Annotated in this window: 17 protein-coding genes; all 17 read left to right on the top strand. The window is 37.1% G+C overall.

Translation table 11 applies throughout. From position 1 onward, the window contains the following. Positions 1 to 330 precede the first annotated feature (330 nt). The 17 genes from HHU08_RS05635 (at position 331) to hutI (ending at position 21,919) form a co-directional block, all read left to right on the top strand. Complete coding sequence (locus tag HHU08_RS05635) at positions 331 to 576, top strand: hypothetical protein (protein WP_169187996.1); 246 nt, start codon at positions 331 to 333, stop codon at positions 574 to 576. Next, a complete protein-coding gene (locus tag HHU08_RS05640; RefSeq protein WP_169187997.1) occupies positions 576 to 1,925 on the top strand; it encodes a tripartite tricarboxylate transporter permease in 1,350 nt (449 codons plus the stop codon). The genes HHU08_RS05635 and HHU08_RS05640 overlap by 1 nt, the downstream gene beginning before the upstream one ends. 63 nt (positions 1,926 to 1,988) lie before the next feature. After that, on the top strand, positions 1,989 to 2,939 hold the full coding sequence (gene mvk, locus HHU08_RS05645; protein WP_169189618.1) for a mevalonate kinase: 951 nt from the start codon (positions 1,989 to 1,991) through the stop codon (positions 2,937 to 2,939). 22 nt (positions 2,940 to 2,961) lie between these two features. After that, positions 2,962 to 3,951 carry a diphosphomevalonate decarboxylase gene (gene mvaD / locus HHU08_RS05650; RefSeq protein WP_101730466.1) on the top strand — a complete coding sequence of 330 codons (990 nt, stop codon included), beginning with the start codon at positions 2,962 to 2,964 and terminating at the stop codon, positions 3,949 to 3,951. Between the two features lie 59 nt (positions 3,952 to 4,010). After that, a complete protein-coding gene (locus tag HHU08_RS05655; protein WP_169187998.1) occupies positions 4,011 to 5,087 on the top strand; it encodes a phosphomevalonate kinase in 1,077 nt (358 codons plus the stop codon). 15 nt (positions 5,088 to 5,102) lie between these two features. Further along, positions 5,103 to 6,122: a type 2 isopentenyl-diphosphate Delta-isomerase gene (fni, locus tag HHU08_RS05660; RefSeq protein WP_016204142.1), complete on the top strand. Its 1,020-nt coding sequence runs from the start codon at positions 5,103 to 5,105 to the stop codon at positions 6,120 to 6,122. Between the two features lie 238 nt (positions 6,123 to 6,360). Next, positions 6,361 to 8,031 (top strand): DUF2075 domain-containing protein, encoded by a 1,671-nt coding sequence (locus HHU08_RS05665; RefSeq protein ID WP_169187999.1) that lies wholly within the window; start codon positions 6,361 to 6,363, stop codon positions 8,029 to 8,031. Positions 8,032 to 8,319: 288 nt separating this feature from the next. Continuing rightward, positions 8,320 to 8,637 (top strand): nucleotide pyrophosphohydrolase, encoded by a 318-nt coding sequence (locus tag HHU08_RS05670; protein WP_040343893.1) that lies wholly within the window; start codon positions 8,320 to 8,322, stop codon positions 8,635 to 8,637. A 223-nt stretch (positions 8,638 to 8,860) separates the two neighbouring features. Further along, entirely contained in the window at positions 8,861 to 10,138 is a 1,278-nt protein-coding gene (locus tag HHU08_RS05675) for a toprim domain-containing protein (protein ID WP_169188000.1), read from the top strand. Beyond that, positions 10,114 to 11,523 (top strand): hypothetical protein, encoded by a 1,410-nt coding sequence (locus tag HHU08_RS05680; RefSeq protein WP_169188001.1) that lies wholly within the window; start codon positions 10,114 to 10,116, stop codon positions 11,521 to 11,523. Before HHU08_RS05675 ends, HHU08_RS05680 begins: the two co-directional genes overlap by 25 nt. Next, complete coding sequence (locus HHU08_RS05685; protein ID WP_169189619.1) at positions 11,483 to 12,190, top strand: hypothetical protein; 708 nt, start codon at positions 11,483 to 11,485, stop codon at positions 12,188 to 12,190. Before HHU08_RS05680 ends, HHU08_RS05685 begins: the two co-directional genes overlap by 41 nt. Then, positions 12,171 to 15,386 carry an AAA family ATPase gene (locus HHU08_RS05690; protein WP_169188002.1) on the top strand — a complete coding sequence of 1,072 codons (3,216 nt, stop codon included), beginning with the start codon at positions 12,171 to 12,173 and terminating at the stop codon, positions 15,384 to 15,386. Before HHU08_RS05685 ends, HHU08_RS05690 begins: the two co-directional genes overlap by 20 nt. A 466-nt stretch (positions 15,387 to 15,852) precedes the next feature. Then, positions 15,853 to 16,506: a ZinT/AdcA family metal-binding protein gene (locus tag HHU08_RS05695; protein WP_016204148.1), complete on the top strand. Its 654-nt coding sequence runs from the start codon at positions 15,853 to 15,855 to the stop codon at positions 16,504 to 16,506. Further along, positions 16,503 to 16,898: a metal ABC transporter solute-binding protein, Zn/Mn family gene (locus HHU08_RS05700; RefSeq protein WP_016204149.1), complete on the top strand. Its 396-nt coding sequence runs from the start codon at positions 16,503 to 16,505 to the stop codon at positions 16,896 to 16,898. Before HHU08_RS05695 ends, HHU08_RS05700 begins: the two co-directional genes overlap by 4 nt. A 464-nt stretch (positions 16,899 to 17,362) precedes the next feature. Beyond that, a complete protein-coding gene (gene hutH / locus HHU08_RS05705; protein WP_169188003.1) occupies positions 17,363 to 18,868 on the top strand; it encodes a histidine ammonia-lyase in 1,506 nt (501 codons plus the stop codon). Positions 18,869 to 18,970: 102 nt separating this feature from the next. Further along, positions 18,971 to 20,641, top strand: a complete 1,671-nt coding sequence (hutU, locus tag HHU08_RS05710) for a urocanate hydratase (RefSeq protein WP_328822988.1) — start codon at positions 18,971 to 18,973, stop codon at positions 20,639 to 20,641. Positions 20,642 to 20,644: 3 nt separating this feature from the next. Further along, complete coding sequence (gene hutI / locus HHU08_RS05715) at positions 20,645 to 21,919, top strand: imidazolonepropionase (RefSeq protein ID WP_016204152.1); 1,275 nt, start codon at positions 20,645 to 20,647, stop codon at positions 21,917 to 21,919. Positions 21,920 to 21,963: the final 44 nt, after the last annotated feature.

The following is a 21,963-nucleotide window of genomic DNA, read 5'->3' on the forward strand; positions in this document are numbered from 1 at the left end:
TTAAAATTTCTATATCATATGCCTATCCTATCCAAATGGATATAATATAGTTGGTAAAAAAACAACCTCACCCGTAGTTAGGGAATGGGATATTTTCCAAATAGTATTTCAAAGTCGGTGGCACCATTTTTTTGTGACACCATTTTAAATGAAAGTAGGGGTTATGCCTTTACAAATTTGTGGTATAACAACCATGAAAACATATTTTATTTTTCAGAATTCAATTGAGAATCGTTTTCACCAAATGGGATTTAGTGTATAATCTTCCTGGGGAAGTAGAACCTATCAGTATGCTCATTTCTGATCATTAAATACAAGGAGTTTGATTGTATGGATAATAAAAAGAAGCAAGATGCAAACGATAATATTGAGGTCTGGGAGGATCTTGTTCAAATAAAGGATTTGGTTATGGCACTAGTTATTTGTAGTATAACGACTATGGGTGCCTATTTTATCGCGCCAAATGAAGCGCCAAAGCCATTGTTTTTTGGCCTTGCTGGTGCACTTATTGGGTTTATCATTTGCAGTTTTATTATTAAGCCAAAAAGAAACTTTAAGGGAACAGGAGAAAAATAATGGACATCGTATTAATTATAGAGATGATTGCTGCTGCCGTTTTAGCAGCTGTTTTATATACAATAATCGGCGTTGCGCCAGGGACAGATGAAACGGCTGTTTTAGCACCGGTGACGTTAGCGATCGTATTGGCAGGGGTAGAGCCAATTGTAGTTTTAACCTTCTTTATTTCTGCGATTGTGGCCAATAAAGTAACAGATTCGATTCCGGTTGCTCTCGCTGGTATTCCTGGCGGGGTGATGGCGACTCCGATGGTGGAGCATGCACTCGTGTTAAAAAAACATGGCATGCCTGATATCAGTATTCGCAAAATGGCATCCGGTTCTGTCATCGGGACGCTCGTTTCGGTTCCCGTAAGTTTACTGATGGCACAAGCTTTAATCCCATTTTCTGATGTCATCAAAGAATACGCAAATCCTCTCTTTTTCATTGGTGCCGTTTTACTTGCATTAATGACAAAAAATAAGTTGTTAGCACTTGTATCGATTTTTCCGTTTGCTCTATTAATTGAAGGCTTGCGCTATCTTTATTGGGGAATTGGCGTTGTACCAGAGGGAACGAATGTCTTCACTTCTTTCTTCTTAGGAATCACAATCGGTCCCGTCATTCTGACCTTGTTTGAACTTTTACATAAAGAAAAACGAGATAGTATGCCAAGATTTCCGAAGAAAACCATTGATTTTGCGCAAACGAATCCCATTAAAGGATTCCCCAGTCCCTTTAAACTATTGACAAAACAGGAAACTGGATCGAGTATGCTTGCTAGTTTTATTGGCTCGATTACCTTTATTATGAGCCCTGTTGGCATGACTATTTTCCTTGGAGAACTTTTTTCAAGCAGGGTCAAAGATCCGGTGAAAAAAGCTTCTGTAGCTATCGCGTCTATGGAGGGGCTGACTAATGCTACCTATATTTCTGGAACCTTGATTCCGTTAATTGCACTCGGTATCCCATTGTCTCCAATGGCGATTGGTCCAGCAAATGCACTTTTTAATGCACCGCCAGTGTTTACAACAGAGCATAATCTGCATCACCTCTTATCGAATGCAGACTTTGTCTGGGCAACTCTCATTGGTGCAACGATTGCCCTTGCGATCACGTATTTTGTTACCGTAAAATATGCCCACAAAATCTGTGCTTTTGTGTTCCGGTGGGTTCCCCACGAAGCAATCCTAGGACTATTTTTTGGACTTGTGCTATTATTAGCTTTTATGGACGCTGGTTTTATCAATATTATCGGTGTTCTAGTCATTGGGTTATTTGCTGGTATGCTTCATCGATGGGGCGTGAATTATGGCGTACAGTTTATGATCCTTTATTCAGCGCCATGGATTATTACTTGGTTTTAAAAATTAGACAAGAGATATTCATCTAGATGAACATCCAATATTTCGATGAAAGTGGGGATATCGATGCTTGAAACTCCACAAAAAGTTGCGGTAGGCCGAGCACATAGTAAGCTAATTTTAATTGGAGAGCATTCGGTTGTTTACGGACAACCGGCGATTGCTTTCCCATTTAAACAAATAGAAGTTAAAGTGACAGTGAAAAATATCGAGGGCAATGCGATCCAAATCGAAAGCCCCTTTTATCAAGGACCGCTAGAACAGATTCCTGAAAAGATGGAGGGAATTGGTGATTGCATCATCCAAACATTAAAGGTTCTTGAACAACGTTCCTCAGGTTTACATATTCAGATTGCATCCTCGATTCCAATTGGACGTGGATTAGGTTCAAGTGCAGCGATTGCGATTGCACTTGTTCGCGGTCTTTTTGTCTTTTTCAATCAAGAACTCAGCGATAGTCAGCTGATGGCCTTGGTGGAACGTGCGGAAAAATTTGCCCATGGAACACCAAGTGGAATCGATATGATGACTGCTTCTAGCGCCAATCCGATTTGGTTCCAAAAACAACATGTGGTAGAACATGTGAAAATTGGTGCTCCTTTTCACTTTGTCGTAGCAGACAGTGGTAGAGTTGGTGACACTTATGCAGCAGTAAAATCGATTCGAGATAAGTATGAAATCAAACCGGAGAAAATCGAGGAATCAATTACACTGCTTGGCAAATTGGCACTAGAAGTGCGACAAGGACTAGCAGCTGGTGATTCTCAACAGGTTGGCGATAAATTAAATCAAGCACAACAACATTTAGCTTTGTTAGGTGTCAGTGACCCAGGATTAGATGGTCTAGTAGATACGGCTCGAACTGCTGGAGCAATAGCCGCGAAATTAACCGGTGGCGGCCGCGGTGGTTGTATTTTAGCATTGGTAGAAAATGAACAGCTCGGAAAAAAAGTAGCTGATGCCTTGATTCAAGCTGGTGCCGCACAAACATGGCAGTACACGATAGCTAAATGCTGATAATAAATGAGGAGTGTGGTTAATGGAAGCGATCGCTCGAGCTCACACAAATATTGCATTAATAAAATATTGGGGAAAACGAAATTCGCAATTGTTTTTACCGACAAATAGTAGTTTATCCATTACATTGGATCATTTTTACACAGAAACAAAGGTCCAGTTTTCTGACCAGTTTGAAAAGGATAGCTTGCTATTAGATGGCAGCCAAGCAACAGATAAAGAAATAGTAAAAATAACAGCTTTTCTAAATCATGTGCGCAATCTTGCAGGTACTAAAACCTTTGCAAAGGTGACATCGGTTAACCATGTGCCAACAGCTGCTGGTTTTGCTTCCTCTGCTTCTGGTTATGCGGCATTAGCTACAGCTGCAAGTAAAGCGTTACAGTTAGATTTAACAGGCACAGAGCTATCTGCCTTAGCTCGTCAAGGTTCTGGTTCTGCTTCTCGCTCCATTTTTGGAGGGTTTGTCGAATGGCATAAAGGGGAGAATGAAGCAGGAACCGATTCGTTTGCGACGCAAATTTTAGACGAAAAAGCGTGGAATGTTAGTGTGTTATCGGTTGTAGTGGAAGCAGGTCCAAAATCTGTTTCAAGCAGAGATGGTATGCAGCGGACAGTAGAGACTTCACCTTTCTATGACGGCTGGTTAGCAACAGTCGAAGAGGATCTGAAGTTGATGAAGGAAGCAATTAACGATCGTGACTTCACAAAGCTAGGGGAAATTGCTGAAGCGAACGCTTTAAAAATGCATGCTACAACGTTAGGAGCAAAGCCGCCATTTTTATATTGGCAAAGTGCAACACTGGACGTTATGCAGAAGGTCATGGAATTGCGCCAACAAGGCTTGGAAGCTTATTTCACCATTGATGCCGGACCGAATGTAAAAGTACTTTGTGAACCAGAGAATGAAGAGATGATTAAAGAAAAGCTAGCTGCTTTATCCTCTGTTCGAGATGTAATTGTATGTCATCCAGGACCAGGCATTCAGTACTTATCTGATTGGAACGGATAATGGTAAAATAAGTAGGAAAAGGTAACGATAAATGAGGACTTTAAAGGGAGTGAGTCCGGATGCATGAAATGAAAGTTCCCGGGAAACTGTTTATTGCTGGGGAATATGCCGTATTGGAACCAGGTTATCCGGCAATCGTGGTGGCAGTGGACCGGTTTATTACAGCACGCGTTACGATGAGTGAACAGCAGACTCTTTCTTTGCCACAGCTAGGTCTCGCCAATGTAGCTTGCCGATTTGAGCATGGACAAGTGATTTTTGAAGAGACAGATGCAAGATTGGCTTTTATCAAAAACACATTGGATGTGGTCCATCACTATTTACGGGAAAGCTCTATAGAGACCAAGCCCTTTTCGCTTACAGTTACAAGTGAATTGGATGATGTCGCCTCAGGCCGAAAATATGGATTGGGTTCAAGTGCAGCAGTAGTTGTCGCAGTGGTATCCTCTGTTTTAACATTGTATCGGGATCAATTGATGGTTTCGAAAAAACTTATTTATAAACTAGCTGCGATTGCTCACTATCAGACACAAGGAAGTGGTTCTTGTGCAGATGTAGCCGCCTCAACATATGGCGGTTGGCTCCACTACACAGCTTTTAAAGCAAGCTGGTTAAAAGAAAAGCTTTTGGAACAAAGTTCTATTGCCCAATTGGTTGAAGCAGATTGGCCATATCTGGAAATAGAGCAGCTGGAAGCACCACAAGAATTAGTGCTTGCGGTTGGGTGGACAGGTAGTTCTGCTAAAACAGCTTCTTTGATTAAAAAAATAGAACCGCTTAAGCTTCAGGGTTCTACTATTTATCAAGCGTTTCTTCGGAAAAGTCGTGATGCTGTTTCTACTATGGTGGAAGGTTTTAAGCAGAACGATAGGAAGCTGGCTATGACAAGTCTATCCGCTAATCGGTCTGCATTGCTAGAATTAAGTCAAGAAACTGGCGGGGCTATTGAAACGGTTCATTTAGAAAAGTTGATTCAAATTGCTAATCACTATGGAGCCGGGAAATCATCTGGAGCTGGTGGCGGCGATTGTGGTATTGCTTTTACGAGTACGGACAAGCTTGAACAATTACATAAAGAATGGCGGGATGTTGGCATTGTTCCATTAGATATCCTTCCAGCAACAAAATATAATTAGACTGGAGTTTGGAGAATGACTGATTCAATTGACAAAAGAAAAGCCCAGCATATTGAGTTGGTTTTAAATGAAAAAGTAACAGGTGATAACATTTCGACTGGTCTTGAAAAGTATCGCTTTTTACATAATGCCTTGCCGGAAATTGATTTTGATGAGATTACATTAGATACACCGTTTTTAGGTAAAAAGCTTCGGACTCCTTTTTTGGTAAGCTCAATGACGGGTGGCGCTGCGATGGCAGAGACGATTAACCGAAACCTAGCAATTGCCGCAGAAGAACGAGGTTGGACGTTTGCTTTAGGCTCTACAAGAGCACTAATTGAACATGAAAAATATCGAGAATCTTTTCAAATTCGAAAATATGCACCAACGATTCCAATCATCGCTAATTTAGGTGCGGTGCAGTTTAATTATGGATTTGGAGTGGATCAGTGTAAACAAATTATGGAGATGACGGAAGCTGACATGCTCGTTCTCCATTTGAATAGTATCCAAGAAATCGTTCAACAAGAAGGAGATCGTAATTTTAAAGGTCTGTTAGAGAAAATTGAACAAGTATGCACACAGCTGGATGTTCCAGTTGGGGCAAAAGAGGTTGGCTTTGGCATCGATGGCACCATCGCGAAAAAATTGACCGACGTTGGAATCTCCTTTATTGATGTCGCTGGTGCAGGCGGAACATCATGGAGCCAAGTGGAAAAACTACGCTCAAACGAAAAGATTAAGAAAATAGCAGCCGAGGCTTTTAGTAGCTGGGGAATCCCCACTGCTGAATGTATTGTTTCCGTTAGCGAAGCGATTGACCAACCGATTATTGCTAGCGGTGGGATTAAAAATGGACTAGAGGCTGCTAAAGCAATAGCACTTGGATCAGATATGGTTGGTTTTGCTCGTTCGATTTTAAAAGAGGCTACTGAATCACCAGAAGATCTGATAGAGGTTTTTGAAATTAGAGAGCTAGAACTGCAGATGGCTATGTTTGGAGTTGGAGCGGCAACTGTTGGAGAATTAAAGGGAACGGATAGGATTAAGTAGGGAAGCAGAGTGACGGTTCTTTTGCTTCTTTTTTTTGCTATTCTTTATTTTGGACTGTGAGCTGAAGGGTGTGATTTGTTTCTCTTTCTCTTGTATTATCGATTATTATAGTTTTACGCATTGATACTAGAAAAGGAAAACTTACATTCTTAATTATTGTATGTTCGTATAAAACAATATAAATATAATATGGTAAAATATTCATAAAGATTATATGAAAACGGAAGGTATTGTCCCCATGAACACGTTAGAAATAATATCCATGCCATTTACTCATTCGTCTGCAAACGCTTTGTATGGTAAACCTTATTCTGATTTCCCAGTTGTGTATTTTTTAAATAATAACAGTATGGTTTACATTGGAGAGACAGCAGCAGTAAGAAATCGTATGAAAAATCATTTGAAGAATTCAGAAAGAAAGTCTTTAGATAAGATGACAGTGATTTTTCATGAAAAATTTAACCGTTCAGCAACCTATAATATTGAAACGAAATTGATTAATTATTTTTTGGCAGATGAACGCTATAAGCTACAGAATAAGAGTCAGACGGTAGACAATGTCAGCCATAATTATTATAATAAGCCATTTTATAATGAAAAATTGTTTAATGAATTATGGGACCAGTTGAAGGAAAAGAATTATGTTACCCACTCAAGAGAAGTTATTGAAAATAAAGATATATTTAAACTCTCTCCCTTCAAGGAACTGTCGATGGAGCAAATTGAATTAAAAGAAAAAATAATTAATGTTTGTGAAAAACACATTAAAGACGAAGTGCCATTTGTTTTTCTTGTAAAAGGTGAAGCAGGAACTGGTAAGAGCGTTGTATTAAGTGCTGTTTTTAATCGGATTCAAGAGCTAGCAAAGGAGAAATCTTCAGCACTTCATGACACTAACAACTTTTTATTAGTAAATCATAGCGAAATGTTAAAAACCTATCAAAAAATTGCTAGGAAATTAAAAGAGCTAAAAAAGAATAATTTTGATAAGCCTACTTCTTTTATAAATAAAAGAAAAAAAACTAATCAAAAAGCTGATATTGTATTTGTAGATGAAGCCCATTTATTATTAACGAAAGCCGACAGCTTTAATAATTTTAAAGAGAATAATCATTTAGAAGAGATTATAAAAAATAGTAAAATTGTCATTTTGGTATTTGATGATAAACAAGTATTAAAAATGAAAAGCTATTGGGATATAAATAAGCTGATGAATCTTGTAGACAGTAAACATTCGGAAGAATATGTCTTAACTAATCAATTTCGTATGCATGCAAGTTACGAAATGATAAGCTGGATTGACCATTTTGTGGAGAAAAAGATATTACCAGTGCCTAAAAAAGAAACTTTTGATTTTCAAATTTTTGATTCAGCAGCTAAGATGTACAGAAAAATATGCGAGAAAAATAATAGATTTGGTTTAGCAAGAATGGTATCAACCTTCGATTATGTTCATAAAAAAGATGGCCAAACCTATTATATAAAAGAAGATCAACTTAAATTACCTTGGAATACTACGATGGGAGATTCGACCTGGGCTGAAAGGGAAGCTACAATAAGCGAGGTTGGCTCTATCTATACAATTCAAGGTTTTGATTTGAATTATGTTGGTGTAATTTTAGGACCGTCCGTTACATATGACTATGAAAATGATCAATTGAAAATCATTACAGGAAATTATAAGGATACAGAGGCATTCAAAGGTAAGGATGAATTTGATGACCCAGAATTTATTAAGGAAACAATTATATTAAATTCGATAAATGTTTTATTGAAAAGGGGAATAAAGGGGTTATATATTTTCGCGAGTGATCCGGTGCTAAGAGCACATTTGATAAAACTTTATGAGACACGAACAGATGCTTATGGAAGAATGAGGGTTGCGGAGGATAAAAGTGATTATCATTAAAATAGGAACAGGAATGAATAAGTAAAGAAGGTGTTGACTTTGAAGCAGTTGGATTTATGTCAAAAGGGCGACAAGAAAAAAATAGACAAATTATTAGCAGAGCTAAAATTTAACTATCCTGAAATCGATTGGCAAACAGAAAGTTACCAATATGAAAATATACCAGGTAATTATAAAAGTAATATTTCGGTAGTTGTCCCATCTTCTCAATTTGAAGAAGCAGAACAAATTTATAAGGAATTAAGAGACAAAGAATTTAAGTATGAATCATCAATCTTTGATCCACTAATGGAGGACATTATAAGCTTTCGAGATGAAAGAAATTGGAAACAATTCCACAATCCTAAGGATTTAGCTATTTCGCTTTCGTTAGAGGCAAGTGAATTATTAGAAAACTTTCAATGGAAAACAAGTGAAGAGGGCATAGCTGCCAATCTGGAGAATATTAAAGATGAAATAGCAGATGTGGTTATATATGCTATGCTTATGTCTAATGAGTTAGGAATAAATTTGGAACAGACTATTAAAGAGAAAATCCGTAAAAACAATCAGAAGTATCCAGTTAATAAGTCATTTGGATCAAGTAAGAAGTATACAGATTTGTAAGGGAGAGCTAATAACTAGTATTAATTTAATAACTTTGAATTTAATGCGGGAAAGCAAGAAATAGCTCTCCCGTTTTTTGTATATTAATGAGACTTACATAAAAAAATATTATTACTTCCAAAAAACGATTCTCTTTTCATTACATAAATTGTTAATTCTTTAATAGAAAGTAAATCCTTGCTCTATGATAAAATAAAAGTACCGTTAGAGGGGGACAAAAGTTTTGATAAATAATGTATGGAAAGATTATTTATATAAATATATTTTATTGAAAAACGAGGAGCTTAATTTACTGGACATTAGAGAAAATAATGGAATTTTAGATATTCCTGTGATAAAAAAGACTACTCGAACTAGAAGGACTGTTGCGATTTTGACGGTGGGGATTAATAATCAAATTATCCCACCTGAACATTTGGTGAATGTGTTTGCAAGCCCAAAGGTTAAGAAACAATTTGTCCTTACAGATGAAATTTATGAATTTATTCGTAATGCATGGATTATTAGAGAGTATCGCTTGGCAAAAGACGAACGAACTGTGAAAAGTGAACAGTTTCGCATGGGATTGTCTTTATTTCAATATAAAAAACAAATGGAGGATGAACAAGAAACAATGAGAACTGAATCCATTGTCGAATGGGAAAATCAATGGATTAAAATAAAGAATTCTTCTTCCACACCTAATCTTGAACGGATAGAAAAGCTTAATAGATTAAAAGATATATTAGATGAAATCGTAGTGGCAAATAAAATTAACAGTATTAATTCTAATTGGAGATTTCAAAAAAAACTTTTATTTTTACACTTTTTAGTAGCTTTTTATCAAATTTCAATGGTTGAGCATCATTTTGATTGGAAGCAAATTGGAGCAAGGTATTATAGGAAAATAGGAGGTTCTAAGGAATTTGATTCATATAAAAAAGAATTTATTGAGGTTGCCGAAGAGTTACTTGAGTATCCATTACATTTACTTGGACTAAGTAGTTTAGGTACAATTACTCCCATCTATTTTACTGGACCAATGCAAGGTGATAGTGCTTCTTATAATTATGGAGCAATTCATGCAACTACAGATTTAGCGGTTTTCACCGAGGAATTTAAAACGGAAGCCGAGGTATTGTGGTTAGTTGAGAATAGAGGGATTGTAACGCGGATGGGTTATGAAAGGGATTTTTTAATAGGCTCTAACAGTTTTATATTAGGAATTGATGGCCAGTTAAGGTCCGCGCATCGACGATTAATTGAACAGTTGGCTTCTACTGTTAAACAAGTGATTATTTGGACAGATGTTGATGAAGCAGGACTCATCATTGCTAAAGAAGTAGGGGAAACGGTACGAAAATATCAGGTAATAACTAAATGGATTGTTCCGCCATTAGAAGTAGTACTAAATATTGAAGAGTTTCAATCACGGTATGAAAGAGCAATAGAGGTTAAGAAAGAAGAACAGGAGCAGGAGATTGGAGGAGTAATACTTTGGAAAAAATGGATCAATCCTTAATTTCTATTTTTAACATGGATATGGAGAAACCAGAGCTACTCCAAACAATGCGGGATATGGCTGCTTTAGCTGGTGTATTGAATGAATTAAGTGATAAAGAATCATTTCAGGCCCCAAAGAATGTATTACGCTTTATACGCATACTTAATCTCATTAATCAGGAAGCACTTGGGATCACTGATCGAATTGAAAATGAGGACACACTCTTTTACCGGTATCGTCACATATATGGATACGATGAAGAGATGACTATTGAATATGTGAAGCACTTAATCTATATATTAGGGAAATTTAATTGGATAACGAAGACAGCAAAGCGCATTAAGATGCGCGATTTAGGAAAAAGAATGATGGATGTATTAATTCGATTGGCAAATGATTCACTAGCTTATTATATGAATGACGAAGTTGCCAGATCCTTGTTTCAAGCAAAAAGAGATGCAGAAATTAGTGAAGCTTATGATGACAAAGGTATTTCTGGAGGAAATAAATTAGCTAGTATGATCAAAAATGTTGAAGAAGCCATTTTATTATTAATAGAAAGAGAGCTAGAATATTTAGCTGATCGAAATGCGTTATCCCAAGTAGAAGTAATTCATCAACTGATGACAGAATTGGAAATGAAAATGGTGGAACGTCTAGCTAAATTTGAGACATTGGATCAGGAATTAGTATTTGCATCTATCAAACAGAGAGGTATGACAGCTATAAGTGAAGGAACCAAGATTAGCCTTGGGACCATTAATAAAATCCTGAAGTTTGCACATATACAAGAGACTAATTTTATTGAAACGATACAACCAGATTTACTAAGAAATTTTATCGTGCAATCTTTTGATCCGCCAATGGGTTCAGATATTCCAAATGCTCATCAAATTCTTAGTTTTATGGAACAAGGACAGTATGAGGATGAAAATATGGAGGGCCTTTGGGTTCCGATTAAATTCGCTAGCCCATTATCTCCTACCGCTATTGTTGAAGGTATAGACTATATTGAGAATTATGAACCTATCACAGATGAAATTGAAGAAAAGATGGATGCTGATTTTCAAGAGATTGAAGAAATCATGGAGGAGAAGTTAGAAGAAGTAATGGGTGATTCAAAATGGCAAATGACGAAGCAAATGATTCATACCGAGCATATTGAAAAATACCTTGCTGAGGTAGAAGAAGCCGGATTAGATGAGTTAGTTATACAAGCTGGCTCTGAAAAATGGAGTGATGTATTAAATGGTTTAATCGGAGTATCTGCACTGGTGGCAAATAAAAAGGCAGATATTGATGAAAAAGCAAACCGAAAATTACTAGGTAATATGGAAAAAAGAGATTGGAGGTGGACAGATGATGAACAAGGAAGCTATGGAATTAGAAAACGAGGCAAATGAATCTATTAACAATAATTCCTTGTATGCATTACAGTCGCTACAAGGATTTTTAACTAAAGAAGAAGAGCTTACTTTTATGCAAATTTTATTTTCCTCCTCGGCTACAATTCGACAGGGGAACTTTGGTCTTTCCCGCAAAGAGGTGGAGAAATTACTTGGGGCAAATGATGAAGAAGCATTTTTTTCTTTTTTAAAGCGAGTAAATCAAGCAGTTAGTCGGTATTTCAAAGTTGTTTATGATGAACGAAGAAATCAAGTAGTAGTGTTGATGCGTGTTCCTGCAAAACAAGCAAGAAACGTGTTAAATAAAGAGAGCTTGGCTATTCTTATGTTTATTTTTTATCATCAAGAAGTGCTTCAAAATGAATACACATTATTTTCTCAATTGATCAATAGTTTCGGTCATGAGTCCTTGCAGGTAACAAGAAAAATTCAAGCTAATTTAGATCCCTTAAAAAAAATCGGTGCAATCGAAATTTACAATACCAATTCGGATGAAGAGGCTTATCAATTAACAACTATTGGTGCCCATCTATTTTCTGATTCATTTTTACGAAGATATGCAGAGTTCAGCCAATCTAATCAGCTTCATATGGAGGATGTTCTTCGGTTCTTTAAACGTTACAACATGAATGGAGGTTTACTAAATGATACCTTGGAGGATTAGATTTTCAGGAATTCGAGATTATATTCCAACTGTAATGGATTTATCTGGGGAACTCGATCATATTCTTATCTCTGGACCAAACGGAGCAGGTAAATCAACCGTAACATTTTGTATTGGTGGGGTTCTTTATTCCAGTAAAGTAGATGTAGAAGGACTTAAGTCTAATAATCTGCCTTCTGATCATACCTGGCGAGCAAAAATTGATTTTCTATTTAAAAATGAAGGGAGAATTAAGGTTGATGCCCCTCTTTATGTTCAATTCCGTTTGGAAATTGAACAAAAACCTGGAGAGCCAATAAAAAGAGAGTTCTATATTGAAGAGGGAGACGATATTGACAAATGGGAGCGAACCACGAAATTCACTAGTGGTGGCAATTTGAATTTTTCGGAATATAAAAATCAAGTACTCTATAAGTATGCTGTCGATCCTGATGCTTTTTATTTGATTTGGTATCAAAAAGAAGTAAATCAGTTCGCAGTTATGCATCCAGAAGAACGTTTTCGAATCTTTAGTGAGATGAACGGTATTGATAAAATCCAGAAAAACTGGGAAGAAAGTAAGGAGCTTGTTAAGGAAACGGAACAAAGCTTAAAAGAAGCAGAAAGTAAACAAGGTCTCAATAAAATGCATTTAAAGCAAAAGAAAATGGAACTTGATAGGTATCGTGATCGTAACCGGCGACGTGAAGAAGGCTTTAACCAATATTTTAGAGGATTAAAATGGTTGGGAGCATATTATCTAAATCAAATCGACTCTTTGAAATTTCAAATTGAGGACTTATTAGAAGATAAAAAGGAAAAGATAGATACCAATCAGAAGATGAGAATTCATTTCGTTGAGAAAAAAGAAGAACTCGAACAGTTCAGAATGCTAATTGACCAGCTTGAAAATCAAGATAATGAATTTAGAATAGAAGTAAAAGAAATCAATGAACAGCTAAAAGAGACTAATGAAAAAATAAACTCTATTTCCGACCAGATTTCTGAGATCACGAAACAAGTTGACCGGATTGGTATGTCAGAAGAGGATGTATTAGTAAAATTAAGGGAAGCAGAGAAGAAATATAAAGAGATAGATGATTCTATTAAATCAATGGTTACAGAGGCGCAAAATTTATGGAATTACCTAAACGACTTAACTTCAAAAAAAGTAAAACTGTCTTTAGAAATTAAACAGGATAAAGCGCAGGAAAGAAAATTCAAAGATTTGATAGAAACTTATAAAAGCAGTAATGCAATTCAAGCGGAAATGGAAAAAAACAATCGTGATATAGAATTAAATAAAGATAAATTACGAGAGTTGAATGAAAAGGAACAAAAGATTGAAAAAGAGCTACCCCTTTTAAAAAATAATAAAGTATATAATCCTCGTCAAGAGCAGTCCATCCGATTTTTCGAAAAAAATCAAATTGATGTTTTCCCGTTACGAGAACTTGTGGAATTAGATGAGACAGCTAGCCAGCAAGATGAATATTTATTCGACACGATTAAATATACTATATTCGTTAATAAAAAAGAATTTCAAGCACCTAATGATCTATATCATGTTTCTTTACCTGACTTAGTCCCAGATAAAACACTGATGCATTTACCTGACAAACATTTAAAGGTTAAAGATCACCTAGATGAGTATCTTTATCCATATGCAATAAAAGCGCTATGGTGGGTAGAATCATTTTTTAAAGAAGAAAAGCCTTTAATCCTTAATGGCCAGCTTATTGATAATAAGGGGATTCGAGGACCACAAGAGGGAAAAAGAATTATTTTAAGTGAAAAAGTACTGAAATTTCACCAAGTTAAATTAGAGGAAGAGTTAACTCAAATAAAGAAAGGAAAGCTTCAATTGGAAAAGGAAATACAGGAGCTTTACAATCGAAACTCTATCTTATTTAGCAGGAGAGAGTCACTTAAAGAGGCTGAAGCATTTTTAACGAAAGAAAATGAAAGAGAATGGAGGCAAAGTCAGTTTAAAAAGGTAAGCCAAGAGAAAGAAGCTATAGAGAATCAGTATCATATGATTCAAGATGAATTAAATAAACAAAGAACGTCTTACGCTCAATGGGGACAAGCTGTGTCAAAGCATCGAGAATATTTAGATATCTACCAACGTTTTCGGAAAGAACAAGCAAAAATAATGGAAGTGCAAAGATTAAATAGTCTGTTAGTTGAGCTTAATCAAAATAAAATAGATAAAAACAATCAATTAGATGAGGTTTCGGATACGCTAGATACAAAACGTCGTGAAGAAAAACAGCTATTTAGGAAACTAGAAGATTTAGAAACAGATCTTAGTTATCAAGAACGAGAAATCGAACAAATTGAAAGGCAAATAAAAGTAAAATCAGAAGAGCGTGTATCAAACGAAGAGGGATATTCTCGTACAAGAAAAGAAGTACAAAAGCTTCAAGAAATCGTGGGAGATTTAGTGGATAAGTTCTATGATGAGATGGAGCATTTCTCTGAGGTGACAAAATCTCAGGCAGAGGAATTACGTAATAATGGGAAAGTAACCTTTGAATTTGCGATAACTGAAACGGGCATAGATGAAGCAGCCCCAGAGAACTATGCAAAAATGAAAGAAGAATATGATCGGTCAGAAAATGAAGTGAAAAAATCAAAAATCTTATTAGAAGAATATTCAGAACGAATGGAACAGTTTAAAGAGGATTTAGAAGATACGATCAATATGAAAATCATCGGTGTGAATCAGAAATTTATTAACTATATGTCTTTATTTGGTTTTGAAGGAAAAATTGACTGGGATATGAATACCGATCGACGCGGACAAATTCGATATACTCTATTTATTAAAGCAAGAAAAGAAGGACATCGTGGAAAGTTAGAAGATGTAAGTGTTAAAGCACGTGGTGGGAAAGTTGGGAAAGGAGTCTCTGGTGGAGAGGAGTCACTCAGTTCTTTATTGTTTGCGCTAGCATTATTACAAACAATCGAAGCATCACCTGGCTACATTGTACTAGATGAATTTGATAGTGCACTTGATGAAGGAAGAAAGGAAAAAGTGTTTGGATTATATGAACAAGAATTACAACGGAAAATGATTATCCTTACTCCAAAATCTCATGAAGAGGAATATTTATATCGTTTCTCTAAAGCTTATGTTGTTCACCACAATCCAAATATACCCAAAAGCACAGTGTTTAAAGTGAAACGAGTTAGGGATAAAGTGACTGATTAATTGTACCGGTAGGACGGATAATGTCTCTATTTTTATCAAATAGAGATAGGTAACCAGTTACAATACAAGTAAGTTATAAAATTGCTTAAGAAATAAAGATTGTTCATCAAAGTTGAAAGTTTAGACACTACAATTTCAAGGATTAAGTAAAGTCACAATTTAAATCGTCTCTACAATTAAAGTAGAGGCTTTTTTACGTTATTTTATAAGTAATGAGCACTTCAGGCCAATATGAAATAACTATGTAAGTAAAAAGAAAATTGATTTTAATAATAGGTAGTTAGCCGAAATGAAGCAAAATAAAAATAAGGATGCAAACAGTATTTTCTTTATTAGGATGCCTCTTTTAATAAAAACTATCAATGTAAATACCCAAAAACCCTTGACATAAAAGAGAAGTAAATGTCAGTTTATAAAACGTAATGATTACGATTTTAAAAAAAATACATAGAGAAGAGGGGAAAAAATGAAAAGACTGTTATTTGGCTTTTCGTGCTTATTATTAGTTAGTTTGTTCTTAACCGCATGTCAAGGAACAGAAGATGAGAAAGAAGATAAAAAAGGAGAAGAAGCATCAGAGCAACAAGCTCCAGAAAGTATTAAAATGGAAGGAATTGCTGATCACTATCATACGGGAGACAAAATGGAGTTAACTGCCGTTTTGGATGAAGAAACAGACGCTGATCATTGGCATTGGTATAGTAGGGAAAATGCCAATGATGAATGGGCAGTTGTTTCGGGACAAGAAACAGAAACATTTACTGGTGAAGCAACAGTTAATGGCTTAGAAATAAAGGCAGTCTTATTCGATCAGGATGATAAGGCTATTGCCCAATCCGCACCTGCTCAAATCGTAATTGATGATCATCATGGACATGATGAAGCAAGCAAGAAAATATATCAAGGGTATTTTGAAGATAGTCAAGTAAAGAATCGTGAATTGTCTGATTGGGAAGGCGACTGGCAGTCTGTTTATCCATATCTTTTATCTGGAGATTTAGATGAAGTGTTTGCACATAAAGCAGAAAATGGAGATATGACGAAAGAAAAATACATGCTTTCATTAAAGCAGATCCAGATGGAAAAGACATTTATGAAAAAAATGCAGAAGCTTTTATGAAAGAACTTCAATTATTAGATGAAGAATATCAAGCGGCTTTAAAAGATGCCAAGAATCGTGTTTTTGTCGTACAACACCAAGCATTTGGATACATTGCGAAGCGATATAACTTAGAGCAGATTGCCATTGGCGGCTTATCTACAGAAGTAGAACCGAGCGCAGCGCGTATGGCAGAGATCGGAAATCTTGTAAAAGAGCATAATGTCCCAGTTATCTATTATCAACATGGAGCCAACTCTGCAATCGCCAAAACGGTTGCTGCTGAAACAGGGACAGAGACAGCTATTTTGTATGATTTAGAGGTTTTGTCTAGCGAGTTACAAGAAAAGGATTTAGGATATGTGGATGCGATGCGTGATAACTTAAAAGCATTACAGCTAAGTGTTCAATAATTGCACCTAAAAAAACGTCTCCATGTAGAGGCGTTTTTTTAGATATTTAAGACTATTAAATTATGTTAATCCGTTTACGGAGGATAAAATTATGTGCCTAAATGAAAGAGTACTTTACATAATAGTAAATACTCCAAGAAAGTGAATTTTAACTAGAAAATCTTAAGGAATTAATAAAATATTTTAATATGAAAAGTAAGTTATGGAATGTAAGACCTTAAACGACTATATATTATCTTAATGAATATTATTTTTGAAATTATCTCACACAAAGGAAGTCTAGAAAAATAGGGATGTAATTTCACTGCAAAAACTAATGAAATCCTATATATCAAAATAATATAAAAGCAATAGAGCAATAACAATAAATACCCGTTTACTTAATGAAATTCATATTATTAACATATTTTACTTCTCAAAGGAATTCTTCTAATGATTAAACGATATACAAAGGAGGAACCTTCATGATTACCTTAACTGGCAGCAAACTAACCCTATCCCAACTAAAAAAAATCCTCTATACCAGCGAACCCGTCCAAGCCTCAAAGGAAAGCCTAACCAAAGTAAAAAACAGCCGAAAAGCTGTTGAAGAAATCGTAAACCAAGAAAAAACGGTCTATGGTATTAACACCGGTTTCGGCAAACTTAGTGATGTCCGCATTGATAAAAATGATGTAGAAACATTGCAGCTTAATTTAATTCATTCCCATGCCTGTGGAGTAGGCGAACCTTTTCCAGAAGTGGTTTCAAGAGCCATGCTTCTTCTGCGCGCAAATGCCTTGCTTAAAGGTTATTCAGGAGTTCGTCCCCTCATTATTGATAGATTACTAATACTTCTAAATAAAGCAATCCATCCGGTTATCCCCCAGCAAGGATCACTTGGTGCAAGCGGAGATCTTGCACCTTTATCTCATCTTGCCTTGACACTTCTCGGTGAAGGAGAAGTATTTTACAAAGGAACAAGAATTCCTGCTCAACAAGCTTTACAAGCGGAGGGTTTAGAACCAATCAAGCTTTCTGCTAAAGAAGGTTTAGCGCTTATCAATGGAACACAAGCAATGACTGCTATGGGTGCTGTTGCTTACTTAGAAGCGGAGAAGCTAGCCTATCAATCGGAACAAATTGCCGCAGTTACGATGGAAGGACTAAGGGGAATTATTGATGCATTCGATGATGACGTGCACCAAGCAAGAGGATATCAAGAACAAATAGATGTCGCTCAGCGAATGCGCGCATATCTTGCTGGTAGTAAGCTAATAACGGTACAAGGGGAACTACGTGTTCAGGATGCTTATTCGCTTCGTTGTATTCCCCAAGTGCATGGTGCCACTTGGCAAACATTGCAATATGTTAAAGACAAACTAGAGATAGAGATTAATGCAGCGACAGATAATCCACTGATTTTTGACGATGGCAAAAAAATCATTTCTGGTGGTAATTTTCATGGACAGCCGATTGCACTTGCAATGGACTTTTTGGGGATTGCGATGGCGGAACTGGCTAATATTTCAGAGCGACGGATTGAACGATTAGTTAATCCGCAGTTAAATGATTTACCGCCATTTTTAAGCTCGAAGCCAGGTTTGCAATCTGGGGCGATGATTATGCAGTATGTTGCAGCTTCGCTTGTTTCGGAAAATAAAACACTTGCTCATCCTGCTAGTGTCGATTCAATTCCGTCTTCAGCAAATCAGGAGGATCATGTCAGCATGGGGACGATTGGTGCAAGGCATGCGTATCAAATCATTCAACATACCCGACAAGTGCTGGCAATTGAATTGATTTGTGCATCACAGGCTGCAGAAATTCGTGGCAAGGAAAAGATGGCAGCTTTTACGCAAAGGTTAGTAGAACAAGTCAGAAAGTATGTTGCATCAATAGAGGTGGACCGTATTTTTTCGAACGATATGGAGAAGTTAAGCAAGGCATTAAAAAAATCATTTGAAATAGATTCAGAGGGAAAAAGCTAGAATCATTGAAGAAAGAAATAAGAGCATAGAAAAATTAACTTCCACAACACAGAATTACTAGATATTAAAACAAGAAAATTTGCATTTAAGGGGCTGATACATGTGACAAAAATAAATAGACAAGTAGAACAATATACAGGGACTACACTACACACGAAAAATTGGATTCAAGAAGCAGCATTACGGATGTTAAACAATAACTTGAACCCAGAAGTAGCGGAAAATCCTGATCAATTAGTGGTTTATGGCGGCATAGGAAAAGCAGCCCGTAATTGGGAATGTTATGAAGCGATTGTCCATGAATTAATGCAATTGGAAAATGATGAAACACTTCTTATCCAGTCAGGAAAGCCGGTAGCTGTATTTAAAACACATAAAGACGCACCGAAAGTATTAATTGCCAATTCCAATCTCGTTCCCGCATGGGCCAATTGGGATCACTTTAATGAATTAGATAAAAAGGGTTTGATGATGTACGGCCAGATGACTGCAGGAAGTTGGATTTACATCGGTAGTCAAGGAATTGTCCAAGGTACATATGAAACTTTTGCAGAATGTGCCCGCCAACATTTCGGTGGTTCGCTTAAAGGAACCATTACATTGACGGCTGGTCTTGGTGGAATGGGTGGTGCCCAGCCGCTAGCAGTAACCTTAAATGAAGGCGTCTGTATTGCGGTAGAAGTGGACCAACATCGCATCGACCGTAGATTAGAAACGAAGTATTTGGATACCTCTACAGCTAGCTTAGATGAAGCAATTCGGTTGGCGAAGGAAGCAAAGCAAGAAGGTCGCCCCCTTTCCATTGGATTACTTGGAAATGCTGCCGAAATTTTACCGCAAATGATTGAAATGGGATTTATCCCAGATGTACTGACAGATCAAACTTCTTCCCATGATCCACTAAACGGCTATGTGCCAGCAAACATGACACTTACTGAAGCGGCAGAGCTAAGAGTTTCCAACCCAAATGCTATCGCAGATTTAGCGAAAAAAAGTATTGCAACACATGTACAGGCGATGTTAGAGATGCAAGCAAAAGGAGCAGTAACCTTTGACTATGGGAACAACATTAGACAGGTTGCCAAAGATGAAGGCGTAGCGAATGCTTTCGATTTTCCTGGCTTTGTTCCTGCATATATTCGCCCCCAATTTTGTGAAGGAAAAGGACCATTCCGTTGGGTCGCATTATCTGGAGATCCAGAAGATATTTATAAAACAGACGAGGTCATTTTAAGGGAATTTAGCGATAACGAATCTTTATGTAAGTGGATTAAAATGGCACAGGACAAAATTCGTTTTCAAGGTTTGCCATCTCGGATTTGCTGGCTTGGTTATGGAGAACGAGCACGGTTTGGAAAGCTTATTAATGACATGGTTGCAAATGGAGAATTAAAAGCACCAATCGTTATTGGGCGTGACCATTTAGACTCTGGCTCTGTTGCATCGCCAAACCGTGAGACAGAGGGTATGAAGGATGGCAGTGATGCAGTAGCGGATTGGCCGATTTTAAATGCACTGATCAATAGTGTTGGTGGTGCTAGTTGGGTGAGTGTTCACCATGGTGGGGGTGTTGGGATGGGCTACTCCCTACATGCAGGCATGGTCATTGTTGCCGATGGAACAAAGGATGCAGAAAAACGTTTAGAGCGCGTATTGACCACAGACCCAGGGATGGGGGTAGTGAGGCATGTGGATGCAGGATACGAGGCTGCCGTAAAGACAGCTAAAGAAAAAGGGATTCATATTCCGATGTTAAAAGATGCGGAGGTGTAAAGCTTGGCAGAGATTTTATTTATAAAACATGCTGCACAATTGATTACAGTAGAAGGGCATACGGCAACACCAGCTAAAAAACAAGCGATGAACAAAATTACTGTAATTGAAAATGGTGCTGTACTTGTTAAGGATGGCAGGATTGTTGATGTTGGCGAAACAAGTGCAATCGAAGCAAAATATCCGGAATGGATTGCTCATGCTAAACAAATAAATGCGACGAATAAAACAGTAACGCCAGGTTTAATCGATCCACATACCCATCTCGTTCATGCTGGAACTAGAGAAAATGAATATGCGATGCGTCTTCAAGGCAAAACCTATATGGATATTATGAACGCGGGTGGAGGAATTCATGCTACTACTCGCGCGACGCAAGAAGCATCATTCGAGCAGTTATACGAAGAGTCGAAAGCAAGATTAGATAAATTTTTACTTTATGGAGTGACGACAGTAGAAGCAAAAAGTGGCTACGGTTTATCGCTGGAACATGAAATAAAACAGCTTGAGGTAGCAAAAAAACTCCAGCAAGATCACCATATCGATATCGTTTCTACTTTTATGGGGGCACATGCCATCCCTCTCGCTGATAAAAATAATCCAGAACGCTTTGTCGAGGAAGTAGTAAATGAGATGATTCCAGAAGTCGCACGCAGAGGATTAGCTACTTTCAATGACGTCTTTTGTGAACGCGGCGTATTTACGCCAAAACAATCTCGGCGCATATTAGAAGCTGGAAAAGAACATGGATTAATTCCGAAAATCCATGCTGATGAAATTGAACCATACGCTGGGGCAGAGCTAGCGGCAGAAGTGGGCGCGATATCTGCGGATCATCTATTAAGAGCTTCAGATCAAGGGATTGAACAGATGGCAGAGCGTGATGTTATAGGTGTTTTATTACCAGGCACCGCCTTTTTCCTAATGGCAGAATTTGCGGAAGCAAGAAAAATGATTGACCGTGGCGTTGCCGTTGCTTTATCGACAGATGCCAATCCAGGCTCCTCTCCGACACTATCACTTCCATTCATTATGAATCTTGGCTGCTTGAAGATGGGGATGACACCAGAAGAGGTTCTCACCGCAACAACCATAAATGCAGCACATGCCATTGGCCGTGCAGATACGATAGGCAGTTTAGAAAAAGGCAAACAAGCAGATATAACGATTTTTGACGTACCTAATTATCTAACTTTATCGTATCAATATGGTATGAATCACGTTGATACAGTCATAAAAAAAGGCGTTCCAGTTGTCGTAGGAAAACAGTTTCAATAAAAGGAAGGAATGAGTGGTGGAGATAGTCATCATTTTTCCACTGA

The sequence above is a fragment of the Niallia alba genome, assembly GCF_012933555.1.
GTDB classification, from domain to species: Bacteria; Bacillota; Bacilli; order Bacillales; family Cytobacillaceae; genus Niallia; species Niallia alba.